The organism is Frigoribacterium sp. PvP121, from assembly GCF_017833115.1.
GTDB classification, from domain to species: domain Bacteria; phylum Actinomycetota; class Actinomycetes; order Actinomycetales; family Microbacteriaceae; genus Frigoribacterium; species Frigoribacterium endophyticum.
Genome location: NZ_JAFIBR010000001.1, coordinates 2,420,145 through 2,437,303, shown reverse-complemented (window position 1 = coordinate 2,437,303; position 17,159 = coordinate 2,420,145). Strand labels below are relative to the sequence as shown.

Here is a 17,159-nt window from a genome sequence, read left to right as displayed (position 1 = left end):
ACGCACCCGAAGGAGCACCGCCCGTGTCGAACGCCACGCCCCCGTCACTCGACGCGGCCGCCCTCGACGAGGCGGTCGCCCTCCTCGCGGGGCGCACGGTCGCCGTGCTCACGGGCGCCGGCGTGAGCACCGACTCCGGCATCCCCGACTACCGGGGCGAGGGCGCCCCGGTGCGCAACCCGATGACCTTCCAGCAGTTCCTCTCGGGCGAGCGCTACCGCAAGCGCTACTGGGCCGGCAGCCACCTCGGCTGGCGGTCGTTCCGCGCGGCGACGCCGAACGAGGGCCACCGCGCCCTCGCGCAGCTCGAGGCGGCCGGCGTCACGAACGGCGTCGTGACGCAGAACGTCGACGCCCTGCACGAGCGCGCGGGCTCCCGTCGCGTGGTCGACCTGCACGGCACCGTCGACCGGGTCGTCTGCCTCACCTGCGGCCAGTCGTTCGCCCGTGACGTGGTCGCCGCGCGCCTCTCGGCGGCGAACCCCTGGCTCGACGAGCCGGAGAGCGTCCGCCTGGCGCCCGACGGCGACGTCGAGGTCGCCGACATCGACGCCTTCGTCGTGCCGGAGTGCACCGTGTGCGGGGGGATGCTCAAGCCCGACGTCGTCTTCTTCGGCGAGTTCGTGCCGGTCGAGCGCTTCGCCGAGGCGCGCTCGCTCGTCGTCGGCGCCGACGCGCTCCTCATCGCCGGGTCGTCCCTCGTCGTCAACTCGGGCATCCGGCTGCTCGACCAGGCGACCCGCCGCAAGATGCCGGTCGTCGTGGTGAACCGCGGGGTCACGAAGGGCGACCCCCGGGCCACGGTTAAGATCGACGCGGGCACGTCGGAGACTCTGACGGCCCTGGCGCGACGCCTCTCCTGACGCGGGCGCCGATCCGGAGGCCACCATGACGCTGCTCTACCTCGTCCGCCACGGCGAGACGGACTGGAACCGCGCCCGGCGCATCCAGGGCGCCACCGACATCCCCCTCAACGACCTCGGCCGCCGCCAGGCCGCCGAGGCGGGCGACCTGCTCTCGCGCCGCACCGTCTCGGTCGTCGTCGCGAGCCCCCTGAGCCGCGCCGCCGAGACCGGGGCGATCATCGCCGGGCGTCTCGGGCTGGCCGCCCCCGAGCACCTCGCGGGCCTCGCGGAGCGACGCTACGGCGAGGCCGAGGGGCTGACCGGCTCCGAGGTCGAGGAGAGGTTCCCCGCCGGCACGCGCGTGCCCGGGAGGGAGAGCCGTCGTGAGCTGCTCGCGCGTGTGCTCCCCGCCCTCGGCGAGGCCGCGGGGCGGGGCCGGGGAGGCGCGGTGGTCGTCGCGACGCACGGCGCGGTCATCAGGGCGGTCGTCAACCACGTCTCGGGCGACGACCCGGCGAACCTCGGCGTGCCCATCCGCAACGGGTCGATCCACTCGTTCGAGCTCGTGGACGGCGGCCTCGAGCTGCAGACGTTCGACGACCCGGTCGAGGACGAGTCGGAGCGGGCGGGGCGCTACGCGTTCGAGTACCAGAACGCGCTCGAGCGACCGACCGACGAGGCCTGACCGCCGACGCCCGACGCCCGACGAGCGGCCCCCGACGCCGATGCCCGACACGCGGCCCCCGGCCCCCGGGGCGTCGCCGTCAGAAGGGCAGGTCGGTGCTGCCCGGCTCGACGATCAGCAGGCCCGTGACGCGGCCCTGACCGTCGAAGGCGGCGCGGCCCGTCCACTCCCCCGCATCGTGGACGAGCGTCGTCTGCACGACCGTGCCGGTCGACAGCGACCCCAGCAGGCGGGCGAGGGCGTTCCGGCCGTCACGCGTCGTGGCCGTCGTGTCGCGGAGCCCACGGAGCGGGCCGCTCGTGGCCACGACCTGCTTCCACACGCCGTCGAGCCGGGCGGGGGTCAGGGCCCGGGCCGTGCCGGGCGTCATGAACGACCGGACGGCGGCAGTGTCGTCGTCGGCGAGGAGGCGGAAGAGCTGCTCGGTGCGGGCTCCGAGGTCGGTCGGGGTCGCGGTCATGCACCGATGCTACGAGCGGCCACGGCCGCGCGACATCCGTCGTGCGACGGAGCTCAGCGGCCCGACGGCCCGGCCACGCGCTCGAGCAGGTCGAGCAGCACGTCGGCCGAGCGGCGCCAGCTGAACCGGGCGGCCTGGCGGCGCGACGCCGCCGACCGTGCCTCCCACTCGCCCTCGAGGCGCCGGACGGCCGCCGCCACGGAGGAGGGCGACCCCACGTCGAAGAAGAGCGCCGCGTCGCCGCCGATCTCGCGGAAGATCGGGATGTCGCTCACCACCGCGGGCGTGCCGAGGGCCATGCCCTCGACGAGGGGGATGCCGAAGCCCTCGGCCCGGGACGCCGTGACGACCGCCGTGGCCGAGAGCAGCACCTCCCGGTACTCCTCGTCGCTCGCCCCGTCGTGGAAGACGAGCGAGCCGGCGGGGGCGAGCGCGCTGAGCGCGGCTCGCTCGCGGTCGGAGACCCGGCTCATGAGGTGGAGCCGCGCCCCGTCGAGCAGGGGCAGGGCGCGCACCAGCGTCGCGACGTCCTTGTAGGGCATGAACGAGCCCATGTAGACGAGCTCGCGGCCCGCCGGGCGGCTCCGCTCCGGAGCGTCGTCGACCGGGTCGGCGGCGTTCGTCACGACCGTGACGGGGCGGCGCGTGAGGCGGTGCCTGGCGATCTCCGCCGACGTCGTCTCGCTGACGGTCACGACCGCGTCGGCCCGGTCGAGCAGCAGCCGCTGCGGCCACCACGCGAGGTGGTACAGCCGCCAGAGCAGGCGGATCGGCAGGGCGAACTCCGGCGGCGGCGTCCGGTTCGTGTAGTAGATGAGGTCGTGCAGCGTGAGCACGAGGCGGTAGCGACGGCCCCACGAGCCCATCGTCTGCATCGGCGACCAGACCACGTCGGGCCGCAGCCGGTCCACCTGGCGGGCCACGAAGGGCTCCCGCACGCTCGTCGGGTCGCTGACCAGGAGGTGCGGCTGGTCGGGCAGCGACTCGAGCTGCCGCGGGTCGCTGACGAGCATGGTCAGCGGGTGCCGCTCCGCCAGGGCGCCGACGACGCCCGCGGTGAAGCGGCTGATGCCGTCGTGGCGCCCCACCCGCACGTACCGGCAGTCGACGACGAGCCTCACGCGAGGAACTCCTCGATCGCGGCAGCCGCCTCACGGGGCTTCTCGTAGTGGATCAGGTGCCCCACGCCCTCGATCACGACGAGCCGCGCGTCGGGGAAGAGCCCCTGGAGCACGTGCTGCGCCGGCAGGGCCGTGATGTCGTCGCGGTCGGCGGCGACGAGGAGGGTCGGCACCGCGACGTCGGCGGCGTACGTGCTGACGTCGCTCGAGACGGAGGCGCGGAAGGCGTCGAGCACGACGCGGCGGTCGGCGAAGCGCGAGAAGTACGAGTCGTGCTGGTCGTGGATCCAGCGGCGCAGCTCACGGTCGTGGGTCTTGACCATCGCCAGGCTCGTGATGCGGACGACCCCGGCGTTCCGCAGCACCGCCTGGCCCGCGGCCTCGGGCAGGGCCGCGCCGGCCTTGTAGTACGCGACGGCCAGCTGCGTCAGGACCCCTCGGGGCCCGGAGAGCGCGGGCGCCGCGATCGGGTTGACCAGGACGAGACGGGAGGCGCGGAGCCCGCCGGCCACGGCGGCCGACGCCACGATCGAGCCGAACGAGTGCCCCAGCACGACGACGTCCGGCCCCAGCCCGAGCGCCGCCACGAGCTCCGTCAGCCACGCCGCGTAGGCGGCGACGCTGTGCTCGCCGTCGAGCGGCGTCGACTCGCCGAAGCCGGGCAGGTCGGGCATGACGACCCGCACGCCCGTGAGGTGCGCCACGACCGGCTCGAGGCCGTGGTGGTCTCCGCGGAAGCCGTGGACGGCGACGACGGTGACCCGCGCCTCCTCGCCGCCCGGGGGCTCGTACGTCCAGACGTGCGTCTCGCTGCCGGCCACGCGGACGACGTCCTCGCGGACGGGGACGGCGGCGAGCAGGGCCCGGTAGGGCGAGACGACGCGGGGCTCTCGGACGATCACCCGCCGAGTCTACGGAGGCGCGGGTGCCGACGCGCGGGAGAGGGTGCGCGCCGGGGCCCCGTGCGTCCTAGAGTTGGCCGGGTGAGCTTCACTGCCCCGATCCAGCAGCCCGGACTGACCCTCGACCCCCAGTGGCACCGCCGTGCGGTGTTCTACGAGGTCATGGTGAGGTCGTTCGTCGACAGCAACGGCGACGGCGCCGGCGACCTCCAGGGGCTGCTCTCGCGCCTCGACTACCTGCAGTGGCTGGGGGTGGACGCGCTCTGGCTGCCGCCGTTCTTCCAGTCGCCGCTCCGTGACGGCGGCTACGACATCCAGGACTACAAGGCGATCCTGCCCGAGTTCGGCACGCTCGACGAGTTCCGCGACCTCGTGACGAAGGCCCACGAGCGCAACATGCGCATCGTGATCGACATGGTGCTCAACCACACCTCGGACGCCCACGAGTGGTTCCAGCAGTCGCGCGAGGACCCGGACGGCCCGTACGGCGACTTCTACGTCTGGCGCGACACCGACGAGGAGTACAAGAACATCCGCGTCATCTTCGTCGACACGGAGGAGTCCAACTGGACCTTCGACCCGGTGCGGCGCCAGTTCTTCTTCCACCGCTTCTTCTCGCACCAGCCCGACCTGAACTTCGAGAACCCCGCCGTGCAGGAGGCCGTCTTCGACGTCGTCCGCCACTGGCTCTCGCTCGGCGTCGACGGCCTGCGCCTCGACGCCATCCCGTACCTCTTCGAGACCGAGGAGGGCAACGGCGAGGGCGAGCCGGCCACCCACGACTTCATCAAGCGGCTGCGTCGCATGGTCGACGACGAGTTCCCGGGGCGCGTGCTCATCGCCGAGGCCAACCAGTGGCCCGCCGAGACCGCCGCGTTCTTCGGCACGGAGGAGGAGCCCGAGTGCCACATGGCCTTCGACTTCCCCGTCATGCCCCGCATCTTCTACTCGCTGCGCGCGCAGCACGCGCAGGAGCTCACCCGCATCCTCTCCGAGACGACCGAGGTGCCGCCGGGGGCGGCCTGGGCTGTCTTCCTCCGCAACCACGACGAGCTCACGCTCGAGATGGTCAGCGAGGAGTACCGGCAGGCGATGTACGGCTGGTACGCCTACGACCCGCGGATGCGCTCCAACATCGGCATCCGCCGTCGCCTCGCGCCCCTGCTCGACAACAGCCGCGCCGAGCTCGAGCTCGTCCACGCCCTGCTCTTCGCCCTGCCCGGCAGCCCCTTCCTCTACTACGGCGACGAGATCGGGATGGGCGACAACATCTGGCTGCCCGACCGTGACTCGTCGCGCACCCCGATGCAGTGGACGCCCGACCGCAACGCCGGGTTCTCGACGGCCGACCCGGGCAAGCTCTTCCTGCCCGTGGTCCAGTCGCTCGTCTACAACTACAACCTCGTCAACGTCGAGTCGCAGCTCGCGCAGTCGCGGTCGCTGCTGCACTGGGTGCGGAACGTCATCCACGTGCGGAAGGCCCACCCCACCTTCGGCCTCGGCACCATGCAGGTCGTCGAGTCCGACCACGAGTCGGTGCTCTCCTTCGTGCGCAGCTACGAGGGCAGCGGCTCGCAGGTCGGCGACCTGCCGGAGGACGTGCTCTGCGTGTTCTCGTTCGCTCACAACCCCGTCTCCGTCACGGTGACGGCGCCGGAGTTCGCGGGGCGCACGCTGACCGACCTCTTCGGCGGAGCGCAGTTCCCGTCGTTCGACGAGGAGGGCCGCGTCACGCTGACGCTCGGCACCCAGGCGTTCTTCTGGCTGCACATCGGCGACGTGCCCGTGGTGACGCGCCCGGCTGTCGGTGGCGCCTCCTAGGCTCGGGGCGTGAGCAGCACCGACCAGGCGTCGTCCGCCACCGAGAACGCCCCGGCCGCCTCCGCGGCGGCCGGGCTCGTCGAGCCGGGGCCCGTCCCGTCGTCGTGGTGGAAGGCGCTCGGCGTCTTCGACCTCGAGACGACGGGCATCGACGTCGAGACGGCGCGCATCGTCACGGCGCACGTGGGGCTCATCGATGCCGAGGGCACGAGCATCGCCCACGGCGAGTGGCTCGCCGACCCCGGCATCGAGATCCCCGAGCAGGCGAGCGCGGTGCACGGCATCTCGACCGAGCGTGCCCGGCTCGAGGGGCGACCGGCGGCCGAGGTCGTGGCCGAGATCATCGCCGCGCTCCGCGCCGTGTTCGCCCGCGGCGTGCCCCTGGTCGTCTACAACGCCCCCTACGACCTGACCCTGCTCGACCGTGAGGCCCGGCGGCACGGCCTCGAGCCGCTCGGCGACGTCGGCGAGATCGGCTGCGTCGTCGACCCCCTCGTCATCGACAAGGCCGTCGACACCTACCGCAAGGGCAAGCGCACGCTCGAGGCCGCCGCGGGCGTCTACGGCGTCGTGCTCGACGATGCCCACGACGCGGGCGCCGATGCGATCGCGGCGGGCCGGGTGGCCCAGGCCATGGCCCAGAAGTTCCCCGACCGTCTCGACGTCCCGTCGACGGAGCTGCACGACCTCCAGGTCGGCTGGTGCGGCACCCAGGCCGCGAGCTTCCAGGAGTACATGCGCCGCACGAAGGACCCGTCCTTCACCGCGTCGGGCGAGTGGCCGCACCGGTCGCTGCCCGGCCTCTGAGCCGGTCTTCCCCGGGCAGCCGACCCGCGACTCCCCCAGGTCTCTCCGTGGCCCCGCCCCGTCGACGGACGCAGAAGAGGCGGCCCACCGGAGTGGACCGCCTCTGTCGGCTGCGAGCTGCTGCTTACTTGCCGAAGTTCTTGTAGCGCGAGTTGAACTTCTCGACGCGGCCGGCCGAGTCGAGGATGCGCTGCTTGCCCGTGTAGAACGGGTGCGACTCGGACGAGATCTCGACGTCGATGACCGGGTAGGTCTCACCGTCGAGCTCGATGGTCTTGTCGCTCGTCGTCGTGGAGCGCGTGAGGAACGTGGCGCCCGATGCGAGGTCGCGGAAGACGATCTGCTTGTACTCGGGGTGGATGTCGGTCTTCATGAGAGTCCTAGGTCTAGCGGATGAGTGGTGGTGTGAGTCGGGGGGACCCGGCGCGACGAAAGCCCCGGACCAGCTGTCAACGATACCAGACGGGCGGCCCGGATCGCAGGAGGCGCGGGTCAGCCGGCAGCGCGCGCCGCGTACCGGCCGTCCGCCGACGAGACCGTCAGGTCGAGGCCGAAGACGGCCCCGAGGGTCTCGGCCGTGACGACCTCGTCGAGGGGCCCGGCGGCGACCACGTGGCCGCGGTCGAGGAGGAGCGCGTGCGTGAAGCCACGCGGGATCTCCTCCACGTGGTGGGTCACCATGACGATGGCGGGCGAGTCGTCGGAGGACGCGTAGCCGGAGAGCATGCCGAGGAGCTCCTCACGGGCGCCGAGGTCGAGGCTGGCCGCGGGCTCGTCGAGCAGGAGCAGCTCGGGGTCGGTCATGACCGAGCGCGCGATCTGCACCCGCTTCTGCTCGCCGTCGCTGAGCTCGCCGAAGGTGCGGTCGGCGAGGTGGTCGAGGTTCCACTCCTCCAGCACGCGGTGCGCGCGGCGGACGTCGACGGTCTCGTACTCCTCGTTCCAGCGGCCGGTGACCGAGTAGGCCGCGGTCAGCACGACGTCCACGACCTTCTCCTTCGCCGGGATGCGGCGCGCGACCGTGGTCGACGCGAAGCCGATGCGGGGGCGGAGGTCGAAGAGGTCGACCGACCCCAGGTCGGAGCCGAGCACCTCCGCGGTGCCGGACGACGGGTGGCTCTGCGCGGCGGCGACCTGCAGGAGGCTCGTCTTGCCGGCGCCGTTGGGCCCCAGGACGACCCACCGCTCGTCGGACTGGACCGTCCAGCTCACGCCGTCGACGACGGGAGAGCCTCCACGGACCACGGACACATCGGTGAGCTGCAACACGGTCGACATGCTCATCAGCCTAGCGACGCAGCCCCTCGTACACGCCGAGCGTGCGCTCGGCGATCCGGCCCCAGCTGAACTCCGCCTCGGCGCGCATACGGCCGGCGCGGCCCATCAGGCGGGCGAGGCCGGGGTCGCCCACGACCTCCGTCAGCACCCCGGCGAGGTCGCGGACGAAGCGCTCGGGGTCGAGGGGGGTGCCGGTGCCGTCCTGCACCTGCTCGAGCGGCACGATGCGCCCGGTGAGGCCGTCGGCGACGACCTCGGGGATCCCGCCGGTGTCGGAGCCCACGACCGGCACGCCGCACGCCATGGCCTCGAGGTTGACGATGCCCAGCGGCTCGTAGACCGAGGGGCAGACGAAGGTCGTGGCGGCCGAGAGCACGGCGCTCAGCTCGTGACGCGGCAGGACGCGCTCGATCCAGACGACGCCGCTGCGCTCCTCCTGGAGCTCCCGGACGAGGGCGGTGACCTCCGCCATGATCTCCGGGGTGTCGGGCGCCCCGGCGCAGAGCACGAGTTGCACCTCAGGCGGCAGCAGCTTCGCGGCGCGCAGCAGGTACGGCAGGCCCTTCTGCCGCGTGATGCGGCCGACGAAGACCACCGCGGGGCGGTCGGGGTCGATGCCCAGCCCACGCACCACCTCGGCGTCGTCGACGCGCTGCCAGCCGTCGAGGTCGATGCCGTTGTAGACGACGCTGACCTTCTGCTCGTCGATGCCCGGGTACGACCGGAGGATGTCGCGGCGCATGCCCTCGCTGACGGCGATGACGGCGTCGGCGGTCTCGTACGCCTGGCGCTCGATCCAGCTCGACACACGGTAGCCGCCGCCCAGCTGCTCGGCCTTCCAGGGGCGGAGCGGCTCGAGGCTGTGGGCCGTGAGCACGTGGGGGACGTCGTGCAGCATCTGGGCCAGCTGGCCCGCGGCGTTCGCGTACCAGGTGTGGCTGTGGACGACGTCGGCCCCGCCGACGTCCTGCGCGATGCGCACGTCGGTGCCGAGGGTGCGCAGGGCGCCGTTGGCGTCGGCCAGCTCGGCCAGGTCGGGGTAGCCGGTGGTGCCGGGCTCGGCGTCGACGGACCCGAACGCGCGCACCTGCACGTCGATCGACGACCGGAGCGCCTTCACGAGCTCCGAGACGTGGACTCCCGCCCCTCCGTAGACGTTGGGCGGGTATTCCTTGGTGATGACATCGACTCGCACGCTGATCACCGTAGTCGCGCGGCGCTGAATCGTGCCATCCTGGCCCCATGGCATCAAAGAAGATCTTCGGCATCGTGCTCGCTGGTGGCGAAGGCAAGCGCCTGATGCCCCTGACCGCGGACCGCGCCAAGCCGGCCGTCCCGTTCGGTGGCAACTACCGCCTCATCGACTTCGCGCTCAGCAACCTGATCAACTCGGGGCTGCGCCAGATCGTCGTGCTCACGCAGTACAAGTCGCACAGCCTCGACCGCCACGTCTCGCAGACGTGGTCGATCGAGGGTCTGCTCGGCGCGTACGTCGCGTCCGTGCCGGCGCAGCAGCGGCTCGGCAAGCGCTGGTTCGCCGGCAGCGCCGACGCCATCCTGCAGAGCCTCAACCTCCTCCGCGACGAGAAGCCCGACATCGTCGTCGTGGTCGGCGCCGACCACGTCTACCGGATGGACTTCTCGCAGATGATCGAGGCGCACGTCGCCTCGGGCGCCGGCGTCACGGTCGCGGCGATCCGCCAGCCGATCTCGCTCGCCGACCAGTTCGGCGTCATCGAGGTCGACGGCGACGACCCGACGCGCATCGGCCGGTTCCTCGAGAAGCCGACCGACGCGACGGGGTTGCCCGACTCCCCCGACGAGATCCTCGCGTCCATGGGCAACTACGTCTTCGACGCCGACGTGCTCATCGACGCCGTGCTCCGCGACGGCGAGAAGCCCGACTCGAACCACGACATGGGCGGCGACATCGTGCCCGACTTCGTCTCGCGGGGCGACGCGGCCGTCTACGACCTCAACCGCAACGAGGTCCCCGGGGCCACCGAGCGCGACCGCTACTACTGGCGCGACGTCGGGACGATCGACTCGTTCTACGACGCGCACCGCGACCTGATCTCGGCGCTGCCGATCTTCAACCTGTACAACACCGACTGGCCGATCTTCAGCCAGCAGCTCAACTCGCCGCCCGCGAAGTTCGTCCGGGACGCGCACGGCAACCTCGGCACGACCATCGACTCGGTGGTCTCCCTGGGGTCGCTGCTCTCGGGCGCCCACGTCGAGCGCAGCGTGCTCGGCCCCTGGTGCACGCTCGACTCGGGCTCGCGCGTCGTCGACTCGATCGTCTTCGAGCGGGCCCACATCGGGCCGGGCGCCGTCATCGAGCGCGCGATCCTCGACAAGGACGTCGTCATCTCCGCCGGCGCCTCCGTCGGCGTCGACGCCGAGGCCGACCGGGCCAGGGGCTTCACGGTGACGCCCTCCGGCATCACCGTCGTCGGCAAGGGCGTCCGCGTCGACCAGTAGGCCCCGAGGCCGTTCCGTGGGGGCGGGCCGCTACGCCGTGTGACCTGCTGGTCCGCGGCGGGCGGCCCGCCCTCACTATGGTGGGGGCGTGCCGCGCTTCCTCACCGTCCTCGACGTCGACTCCACGCTCATCGAGAACGAGGTGATCGAGCTCCTGGCCGACGCCGCGGGGTCGCACGCCGAGGTCTCCCACATCACCGAGAGGGCGATGGCCGGCGAGCTCGACTTCGCCGAGAGCCTCACGGCCCGCGTCGCCACCCTCGCCGGCCTGTCGGAGGGCGTCTTCGCCGACGCGGTCTCCCAGGTCCGCGTCACGGAGGGCGCGGAGGAGCTCATCGCGGGCCTGCACGCGCACGGCAGCGTGATCGGCGTCGTCTCGGGAGGGTTCCACGAGGTCCTCGACCCGGTCGCCGAGCGCCTCGGCCTCGACCACTGGCGGGCGAATCGCCTCGAGGTCGTCGGAGGCGTGCTGACCGGCCGCGTCAGCGGCCCGGTCGTCGACGCCGAGGGCAAGGCCGCCGCGCTCCGCGAGTGGGCCGAGGAGTCGCGGGTGGGCCTCGAGCACACGGTCGCGGTCGGTGACGGGGCGAACGACCTGCTGATGATGCGGGCCGCCGCGCTCTCCGTGGCCTTCAACGCGAAGCCCCGCGTCCGCGAGCAGGCCGACCTCGTCGTCGCCCGGTGCGACCTGGCGGAGCTCCTGCCCTTGATGGGGCTCCGCGGCTGACCGGCCTCGCCGCGACGCCCGGTCCACGGCGGGTCGAGCGCCCGCCGTCTCAGGCGCGGGTCGGGCTCAGTGCCCCATGCCGAGGCCGCCGTCGACGGGGATGACGGCGCCGGAGATGTAGGCGGCGTCGTCGCTCGACAGCCACGCGATGGTCTTCGCGACCTCGCCGGCGGTGCCGAAGCGCTGCGCGGGGATCGTCTTCCGGTACTCGGCCTGCTGCTCCTCGGGCAGCACCGCGGTCATGTCCGTCTCGATGAAGCCGGGCGCCACGACGTTGGCCGTGATGCCGCGGGCGCCGACCTCGCGGGTCAACGACCGCGCGAAGCCCACGAGGGCGGCCTTCGACGACGCGTAGTTGACCTGCCCCGGGCCGCCGTAGAGCCCCACGACGCTCGACACCAGCACGATGCGGCCGAAGCGTGCCTTGAGCATGCCCTTCGAGGCGCGCTTGACGACACGGAAGGCCCCGCCGAGGTTGGTGTCGACCACCGAGGTGAAGTCGTCCTCGGTCATCCGCATCAGGAGCCCGTCCTTCGTGATGCCGGCGTTGGCCACGACGACCTCCACCGGGCCGAGCTCGGCCTCGACGGCCGTGAAGGCGGCGTCGACCGAGGCGGAGTCGGTCACGTCGGCGACGACCGTCATCGTGCCCTCGGGGCCCTGGCCGCTGCGCGCGGTCACCGCGACGCGGTGCCCCCGGGCGACGAGCTCCTCGGCGATGGCGCGGCCGATGCCGCGGTTGCCGCCGGTGACGAGGACGGTGCGGGGCGTGGTCATGGTGTCTCCTCGGGGTCGTGCGTCGGGCGCAGCGTGGGGGGCGACCGGAGGTCGTGGCCGTTCGCGGCCGCCGACCAGCCTACTGTCGGCTGTCGGGCTTAAGATCGGCTCACGCGCCGCCCGTGGCGCTCTGAGCCCGTGAGTGCATGAAGACTTCCCAGCCGATCACCTCCCTCCCCCCGTCGCCGACCGACGACCGCCACTCCCGCATGCGCCGTTACCTGTTGGCCACCGGGATCCGCATCGTCTGCATCGCCCTCTGCTTCGTCATCCCGCTCTCCTGGTGGACCCTGCTCCCCGTCCTGGGCGCCGTGGTCATCCCCTACGTCGCCGTCGTCCTCGCCAACGTGGGCCACGAGTCCGGGCAGGAGGTCGAGCGCCCCGGCGGCGTCGAGCTCTACCGCGGCCCCGACCCGGCGTGGCAGCCGGAGGCCGAGGCCCCCGCCCCGGAGCCCGTCCGGCCGGTCGTCGTCGACGACGACCCCGACGACGACGCACCCGTGGCGGGTGCCGACGGCGTTCTCCGCTGATGCTCGGCCTCGGTCTCGACGGCCCCGGTGACGTCCAGTGCTCGCGCGCCGGGTGCACCGCCTCCGCCGTCTCCGCGGTCAACTGGCGGAACCCGAAGATCCACGGGCTCGACCGGGTGAAGGTCTGGTCGGCCTGCGCCGCGCACGTCGACTTCCTCGCCGAGTTCCTCCGCGCGCGCGACTTCCCCGTCGTCGTGACGGCCGCGGGCGTCACGGTCGACCGTGTCCCCGAGGAGGCGCGGTGAGCGACGTGCGCGCCACCGGCGCCCGCAAGTGGCTGGGCTACCTCGGCGTGGTCGTCGTCTTCGCGGTGGTCTGCGGCTTCCTCGCCCACTGGCAGTGGAGCCGCCACGAGGAGAAGATGGTCGTCGTCCACCAGCTGCTCGAGCAGCGCTACGACGCGGCCCCCGTGCCCCTCGACGAGGCCGTGCCCGCCCTCGACTCCTACGACCCCGCGCTGGAGTGGCAGCCGGTGAGCATGACCGGGACGTACGCCGCCGACGAGACCCTGCTCGTGCGCAACCGGCCCCTCAACGGGCAGCCCGGCTTCGAGGTGCTCGTGCCGTTCCGGGTCACCGGCGGCGACGTCTTCGTGGTCGACCGCGGCTGGGTGCCCACGGGCAACGACCAGGACGCCCCCGACGAGGTGCCTGCTCCCCCGGAGGGCGAGGTCACGGTGACCGCCCGCCTCAAGCCGGGCGAGCCCGCCCTCGGGTCGCGCACCGGCGTACCCGGCACGAACCAGATCGCCACCGTGCAGCTCAGCGAGGTGCAGGCCCGGGTGAGCGGCACGATATACAGCGCCTCGTACGGCCTGCTGCAGAGCGAGACGCCGGCGCCGGCCGAGGCTCCCGTGAAGGCGAGCGCACCCGAGATCGACACGGGCCTGAACCTGTCCTACTTCGTGCAGTGGATCATGTTCGCGGTCGGCGCCTTCGCCTTCCTCTTCTACGTCTTCCGGCAGGAGCGCCGCAACAGGGCCCTCGACGAGGAGGGCGCCGACGGCGACGAAGCCCGCGTCCGGGAGGCCGAGCGTGCCCGCCGGCGCGCTGCCCGGCCGCTCGCCGACAACGACGCGGAGGACGAACTGCTCGACGCCGCCGGGCACTGACCGCCGACGCCGGCGGCCCGACCGGTGGCGGCGGGCCGCCCCCGGTCAGGCGAGGTTGATGAGGTCGCTGTAGTCCTTCGTCCAGTGGTCTTCCGTGCCCTCGGGCATGATCAGCACGCGCTCCGGGTTCAGCGCCTCCACCGCTCCCTCGTCGTGGCTGACCAGGACGACCGCGCCCTCGTAGTTGGCGAGGGCGTCGAGGATCTCCAGGCGGCTGGCGGGGTCGAGGTTGTTCGTGGGCTCGTCGAGGAGCAGCACGTTGGCGCCGGAGACGACGATCATCGCCAGGGCGAGGCGGGTCTTCTCACCGCCGGAGAGGACGCCGGCCGGCTTGGCGGAGTCGTCGCCGGTGAAGAGGAACGAGCCCAGCACGCGCCGCGCCTCCATCTCGGTGATGTTCGGCGACGACGAGACCATGTTCTCGAGCACGCTGCGGGCGACGTCGATCGTCTCGTGCTCCTGGGCGTAGTAGCCGACGCGCAGGCCGTGGCCCGGCTCGAGCTGCCCGGTGTCGGGCTCGTCGACGCCGGCGAGGATGCGCAGCAGCGTGGTCTTGCCCGCACCGTTCAGCCCGAGGATCACGACCTTCGAGCCGCGGTCGATGGCGAGGTCGACGGCCGTGAAGATCTCCAGCGAGCCGTAGCTCTTCGAGAGGTTCGAGGCCATCAGGGGCGTCTTGCCGCAGGCCACCGGCGTCGGGAAGCGCAGCTTGGCGACGCGGTCGACGGCGCGCACCTCCTCGAGGCCCGAGAGCAGCTTCTCGGCACGGGCGACCATCTGGTGGGCCGCCGCGGCCTTCGACGCCTTCGCGCCGAAGCGCGCGGCCTGCTTCTGCAGCGCCGACGCCTGCTTCTCGGCGTTCGAGCGCTCCTTCTTGCGGCGCTCCTCGTCGGCGGCGCGCTGGCGCTGGTAGTTCCGCCAGCCCATGTTGTAGATGTCGATCGCCTGGCGGTTGGCGTCGAGGTAGAAGACGCGGTTGACGACCTCCTCGACCAGCTCGATGTCGTGGCTGATGACGATGACGCCGCCCTGGTAGGTCTTGAGGTACTCGCGAAGCCAGACGACGCTGTCGGCGTCGAGGTGGTTGGTGGGCTCGTCGAGGATCATCGTGTCGGCGGCCGAGAAGAGGATGCGCGCCAGCTCGATGCGTCGGCGCTGACCGCCGGAGAGGGTCGACAGCGGCTGGTCGAGGATCCTGTCCGGCAGGCTGAGGTTGCTCGCGATCGAGGCGGCCTCGGCCTCGGCCGCGTAGCCGCCGAGGGCGTTGAACTGGTCGTCGAGGTCGCCGTACCGCTTCATGGCGCGGGCGGCGACGTCGGCGTCCGGGTCGCCCATGAGGAGGGTGGCCTCCTGGATGCCGAGGAGGAGCTGACCGAGGCCGCGGGCGTCGAGGATGCGCGTACGGGCCAGGTCCTCCGGGTTGCCGCTCCGGGGGTCCTGCGGCAGGTAGCCGATCTCGCCGCCGCGCTCGATCTTGCCGTCGGTCGGCTGGGTCTCCCCCGCCAGCGTCTTGGTCATGGTGGTCTTGCCGGCGCCGTTGCGCCCGACGAGACCGATCTTGTCGCCCTTGTCGACGCGGAAGTTCACGTCGGCCATCAGCAGGCGGGCGCCGACGCGGATCTCGAGGTCGTGCACGGAGAGCACAGCAGGATTCCAATCGATTGGGAGGATGTCCACAACGCAGCCCGAGCAGGGGCCGCCTTTAGGATGAGACATCGCGTGGAGGGGGTCGCAGCACTGCGCTGCCGACCAGCCGCTCGGCCGATCAACCTACCCATTCTAGGAGACTGCATGACGAACACTGCTGCACCGATCTCACGGCCGGTCCTCGCCGACCGCCTGGTGACGAGGAGCTGGGCCACCGACGTCGCCCTCGTCCTCGGCGGAGCGGCCTTCACCAGTGCCCTCGCCCAGGTGCAGGTTCCCCTCTGGCCCGTCCCCGTCACGGGCCAGACGCTCGCGGTGATGCTCGTCGGTGCGACCCTCGGGGCGCGTCGCGGGGCCCTCTCGATGCTGACCTACCTGGTGCTCGGTGTCGTCGGCCTCCCGATCTTCGCCGAGTTCACCGGCGGCCCGCTCAGCGTCCTCAAGCCCAGCTTCGGCTTCATCATCGGGTTCGTCCCGGCGGCGGCGCTCGTGGGCTGGCTCTCCCAGCGCGACTGGGACAAGAAGTGGCTGCTGTCGGTCGTCGCGTTCTTCCTCGCCAGCCTCGTGCCCTTCGTGGTCGGCCTGCCGTACCTCGCCGTCGTCCTCAGCAGCCTCGGGGTCGACGTGACCCTCGCGACCGTGCTGACCGTCGGTGTCGCCCCCTTCATCGTCGGCGGCGTCGCGAAGTGGCTGATCGCCGCCTCGGTGCTGCCCCTGGCGTGGCGCGGGCTCCGTCGCCTGGAGCGCTGAGCGCAGCTGCCCCGACGCACGACGACGGGCCCCGGTCGAGGAGACCGGGGCCCGTCGTCGTGTCCGGCGTCAGCCGGGTCCGTCAGATCGAGAAGCCGATGGCGCGCATCATGTCGCGGCCGTCGTCCGTGATCCGGTCGGGGCCCCACGGCGGCATCCAGACCCAGTTGATCCGGAAAGCGTCGACGACGCCGTCCAGCGCGTTCGCGGTGTCGGCCTCGATGACGTCGGTCAGCGGGCAGCCCGCCGACGTCAACGTCATGCTGATGATGAGGGCGTTCTCGTGCTCCTCGTCCATGGCGAGGTCGTAGATGAGGCCGAGGTCGACGATGTTGACCCCGAGCTCGGGGTCGACGACCTCCTTGAGGGCCTCCGCGACCTGGTCGAACTTCTCCGGGGCCAGTGCGACCGCCACGGTCAGCTGCCGACCGGGGCGTCGACGGCCGCCGCAGCCGCCGCGGCGGAGACGTACCGGTCGTAGCCCTCGTTCTCGAGGCGGTCGGCGAGCTCCGGGCCGCCCTCGTCGGCGACGTGGCCGTCGACGAAGACGTGGACGAAGTCGGGCTTGATGTACCGGAGGATGCGCGTGTAGTGCGTGATCAGCAGCAGGCCGAGGCCCGTGTTGGCCTTCGCCCGGTTGACGCCCTCCGAGACGATCTTGAGCGCGTCGACGTCGAGGCCGGAGTCGGTCTCGTCGAGGACAGCGAACTTCGGCTTGAGGAGCTCGAGCTGCATGATCTCGTGGCGCTTCTTCTCGCCGCCGGAGAAGCCCTCGTTGACGTTGCGCTCGGCGAAGGCGGAGTCCATCTTCAGCGCCGACATCGACTCGCGGAGGTCCTTGATCCAGCCACGGATGGCGGGGGCCTCACCGTCGAGGGCGGTCTTCGCCGTGCGGAGGAAGTTGGAGACGGTGACCCCGGGGATCTCGACCGGGTACTGCATCGCCAGGAAGAGCCCCGCCTTGGCGCGCTCGTCGACGCTCATGTCGAGCACCTCGACGCCGTCGAGGCGGATCGAGCCGCCGTCGACGTTGTAGCGCGGGTGTCCGGCGATCGTGTAGGCGAGGGTCGACTTGCCGGAGCCGTTGGGGCCCATGACGGCGTGGATCTCGCCCTCCTTGATGGTCAGGTCGACGCCCTTCAGGATCGGCTTGGGGCCGGCGTCGGTGTCGATGCTGACCTTGAGGTCGCGGATCTCGAGAGTGCTCATGCGTT

20 protein-coding genes are annotated in these 17,159 nt (G+C 72.0%); 10 read left to right on the top strand and 10 right to left on the bottom strand.

Annotation, left to right across the window (positions count from 1 at the left end):
- The first annotated feature begins 23 nt into the window (after positions 1-23).
- Both JOE43_RS11385 and JOE43_RS11380 read left to right on the top strand, forming a co-directional pair.
- Positions 24-863 (top strand): Sir2 family NAD-dependent protein deacetylase, encoded by an 840-nt coding sequence (locus JOE43_RS11385; protein ID WP_209517835.1) that lies wholly within the window; start codon positions 24-26, stop codon positions 861-863.
- A gap of 25 nt (positions 864-888) precedes the next feature.
- On the top strand, positions 889-1,530 hold the full coding sequence (locus JOE43_RS11380) for a histidine phosphatase family protein (RefSeq protein WP_209517833.1): 642 nt from the start codon (positions 889-891) through the stop codon (positions 1,528-1,530).
- A 79-nt stretch (positions 1,531-1,609) separates the two neighbouring features.
- Here JOE43_RS11380 and JOE43_RS11375 read toward each other — a convergent pair whose 3' ends face one another.
- From JOE43_RS11375 to JOE43_RS11365, 3 genes are read right to left on the bottom strand one after another with little or no spacing between them, the layout of a single operon-like run.
- On the bottom strand, positions 1,610-1,990 hold the full coding sequence (locus JOE43_RS11375) for a hypothetical protein (protein WP_209517831.1): 381 nt from the start codon (positions 1,988-1,990) through the stop codon (positions 1,610-1,612).
- Positions 1,991-2,043: 53 nt separating this feature from the next.
- Positions 2,044-3,111, bottom strand: coding sequence for a glycosyltransferase family 1 protein (locus tag JOE43_RS11370; RefSeq protein ID WP_209517829.1), 1,068 nt, complete (start codon positions 3,109-3,111; stop codon positions 2,044-2,046).
- Positions 3,108-4,013: an alpha/beta hydrolase gene (locus JOE43_RS11365; RefSeq protein WP_307803336.1), complete on the bottom strand. Its 906-nt coding sequence runs from the start codon at positions 4,011-4,013 to the stop codon at positions 3,108-3,110. The genes JOE43_RS11370 and JOE43_RS11365 overlap by 4 nt, the downstream gene beginning before the upstream one ends.
- 81 nt (positions 4,014-4,094) lie before the next feature.
- Between JOE43_RS11365 and treS the strand changes: the two genes are divergently transcribed.
- Together treS and JOE43_RS11355 are read left to right on the top strand one after the other, a co-directional pair.
- On the top strand, positions 4,095-5,834 hold the full coding sequence (gene treS / locus JOE43_RS11360) for a maltose alpha-D-glucosyltransferase (RefSeq protein WP_056054884.1): 1,740 nt from the start codon (positions 4,095-4,097) through the stop codon (positions 5,832-5,834).
- Between the two features lie 9 nt (positions 5,835-5,843).
- Positions 5,844-6,641, top strand: coding sequence for a 3'-5' exonuclease (locus JOE43_RS11355; protein ID WP_209517827.1), 798 nt, complete (start codon positions 5,844-5,846; stop codon positions 6,639-6,641).
- Between the two features lie 124 nt (positions 6,642-6,765).
- Here the strand turns inward: JOE43_RS11355 and JOE43_RS11350 are convergent, their stop codons facing one another.
- The 3 genes from JOE43_RS11350 to glgA all read right to left on the bottom strand — a co-directional run bounded on the left by JOE43_RS11350 (position 6,766) and on the right by glgA (position 9,114).
- Entirely contained in the window at positions 6,766-7,014 is a 249-nt protein-coding gene (locus JOE43_RS11350) for a type B 50S ribosomal protein L31 (protein ID WP_043594989.1), read from the bottom strand.
- A gap of 119 nt (positions 7,015-7,133) precedes the next feature.
- Complete coding sequence (locus JOE43_RS11345; protein ID WP_209517825.1) at positions 7,134-7,919, bottom strand: ABC transporter ATP-binding protein; 786 nt, start codon at positions 7,917-7,919, stop codon at positions 7,134-7,136.
- Positions 7,920-7,929: 10 nt separating this feature from the next.
- Complete coding sequence (gene glgA / locus JOE43_RS11340; protein ID WP_209517823.1) at positions 7,930-9,114, bottom strand: glycogen synthase; 1,185 nt, start codon at positions 9,112-9,114, stop codon at positions 7,930-7,932.
- A gap of 47 nt (positions 9,115-9,161) precedes the next feature.
- Between glgA and JOE43_RS11335 the strand changes: the two genes are divergently transcribed.
- Together JOE43_RS11335 and serB are read left to right on the top strand one after the other, a co-directional pair.
- The gene (locus JOE43_RS11335) at positions 9,162-10,403 is read left to right on the top strand and encodes a glucose-1-phosphate adenylyltransferase (RefSeq protein WP_209517821.1); all 1,242 of its coding nucleotides are present in this window, start codon (positions 9,162-9,164) and stop codon (positions 10,401-10,403) included.
- A gap of 88 nt (positions 10,404-10,491) precedes the next feature.
- The gene (gene serB / locus JOE43_RS11330) at positions 10,492-11,130 is read left to right on the top strand and encodes a phosphoserine phosphatase SerB (RefSeq protein ID WP_209517818.1); all 639 of its coding nucleotides are present in this window, start codon (positions 10,492-10,494) and stop codon (positions 11,128-11,130) included.
- A gap of 66 nt (positions 11,131-11,196) precedes the next feature.
- Here the strand turns inward: serB and fabG are convergent, their stop codons facing one another.
- Complete coding sequence (gene fabG / locus JOE43_RS11325; RefSeq protein ID WP_209517816.1) at positions 11,197-11,907, bottom strand: 3-oxoacyl-ACP reductase FabG; 711 nt, start codon at positions 11,905-11,907, stop codon at positions 11,197-11,199.
- A gap of 146 nt (positions 11,908-12,053) precedes the next feature.
- On the opposite strand from fabG, the gene JOE43_RS11320 reads away from it, so the two are divergent.
- From JOE43_RS11320 to JOE43_RS11310, 3 genes are read left to right on the top strand one after another with little or no spacing between them, the layout of a single operon-like run.
- The gene (locus JOE43_RS11320) at positions 12,054-12,437 is read left to right on the top strand and encodes a DUF3099 domain-containing protein (RefSeq protein WP_209517814.1); all 384 of its coding nucleotides are present in this window, start codon (positions 12,054-12,056) and stop codon (positions 12,435-12,437) included.
- On the top strand, positions 12,437-12,682 hold the full coding sequence (locus tag JOE43_RS11315) for a hypothetical protein (protein WP_209517812.1): 246 nt from the start codon (positions 12,437-12,439) through the stop codon (positions 12,680-12,682). Before JOE43_RS11320 ends, JOE43_RS11315 begins: the two co-directional genes overlap by 1 nt.
- Positions 12,679-13,548, top strand: a complete 870-nt coding sequence (locus JOE43_RS11310; RefSeq protein ID WP_209517810.1) for an SURF1 family protein — start codon at positions 12,679-12,681, stop codon at positions 13,546-13,548. The genes JOE43_RS11315 and JOE43_RS11310 overlap by 4 nt, the downstream gene beginning before the upstream one ends.
- A 45-nt stretch (positions 13,549-13,593) precedes the next feature.
- Here the strand turns inward: JOE43_RS11310 and abc-f are convergent, their stop codons facing one another.
- The gene (gene abc-f, locus JOE43_RS11305; RefSeq protein ID WP_056054864.1) at positions 13,594-15,192 is read right to left on the bottom strand and encodes a ribosomal protection-like ABC-F family protein; all 1,599 of its coding nucleotides are present in this window, start codon (positions 15,190-15,192) and stop codon (positions 13,594-13,596) included.
- Between the two features lie 147 nt (positions 15,193-15,339).
- Between abc-f and JOE43_RS11300 the strand changes: the two genes are divergently transcribed.
- Positions 15,340-15,945 (top strand): biotin transporter BioY, encoded by a 606-nt coding sequence (locus JOE43_RS11300; protein ID WP_209517808.1) that lies wholly within the window; start codon positions 15,340-15,342, stop codon positions 15,943-15,945.
- 82 nt (positions 15,946-16,027) lie between these two features.
- Here the strand turns inward: JOE43_RS11300 and JOE43_RS11295 are convergent, their stop codons facing one another.
- Entirely contained in the window at positions 16,028-16,360 is a 333-nt protein-coding gene (locus JOE43_RS11295; RefSeq protein WP_056054862.1) for a metal-sulfur cluster assembly factor, read from the bottom strand.
- 2 nt (positions 16,361-16,362) lie between these two features.
- Positions 16,363-17,154, bottom strand: coding sequence for a Fe-S cluster assembly ATPase SufC (gene sufC, locus JOE43_RS11290; protein ID WP_167259201.1), 792 nt, complete (start codon positions 17,152-17,154; stop codon positions 16,363-16,365).
- Positions 17,155-17,159: the final 5 nt, after the last annotated feature.

Coding starts and splice junctions, on each gene's coding strand:
- JOE43_RS11375 (WP_209517831.1), bottom strand. CDS start 1,990: ATGACCGCGACCCCGACCGACCTCGGAGCCCGCACCGAGCAGCTCTTC.
- JOE43_RS11300 (WP_209517808.1), top strand. CDS start 15,340: ATGACGAACACTGCTGCACCGATCTCACGGCCGGTCCTCGCCGACCGC.
- JOE43_RS11320 (WP_209517814.1), top strand. CDS start 12,054: ATGAAGACTTCCCAGCCGATCACCTCCCTCCCCCCGTCGCCGACCGAC.
- sufC (WP_167259201.1), bottom strand. CDS start 17,154: ATGAGCACTCTCGAGATCCGCGACCTCAAGGTCAGCATCGACACCGAC.
- JOE43_RS11345 (WP_209517825.1), bottom strand. CDS start 7,919: ATGTCGACCGTGTTGCAGCTCACCGATGTGTCCGTGGTCCGTGGAGGC.
- JOE43_RS11335 (WP_209517821.1), top strand. CDS start 9,162: ATGGCATCAAAGAAGATCTTCGGCATCGTGCTCGCTGGTGGCGAAGGC.
- JOE43_RS11350 (WP_043594989.1), bottom strand. CDS start 7,014: ATGAAGACCGACATCCACCCCGAGTACAAGCAGATCGTCTTCCGCGAC.
- JOE43_RS11315 (WP_209517812.1), top strand. CDS start 12,437: ATGCTCGGCCTCGGTCTCGACGGCCCCGGTGACGTCCAGTGCTCGCGC.
- JOE43_RS11380 (WP_209517833.1), top strand. CDS start 889: ATGACGCTGCTCTACCTCGTCCGCCACGGCGAGACGGACTGGAACCGC.
- fabG (WP_209517816.1), bottom strand. CDS start 11,907: ATGACCACGCCCCGCACCGTCCTCGTCACCGGCGGCAACCGCGGCATC.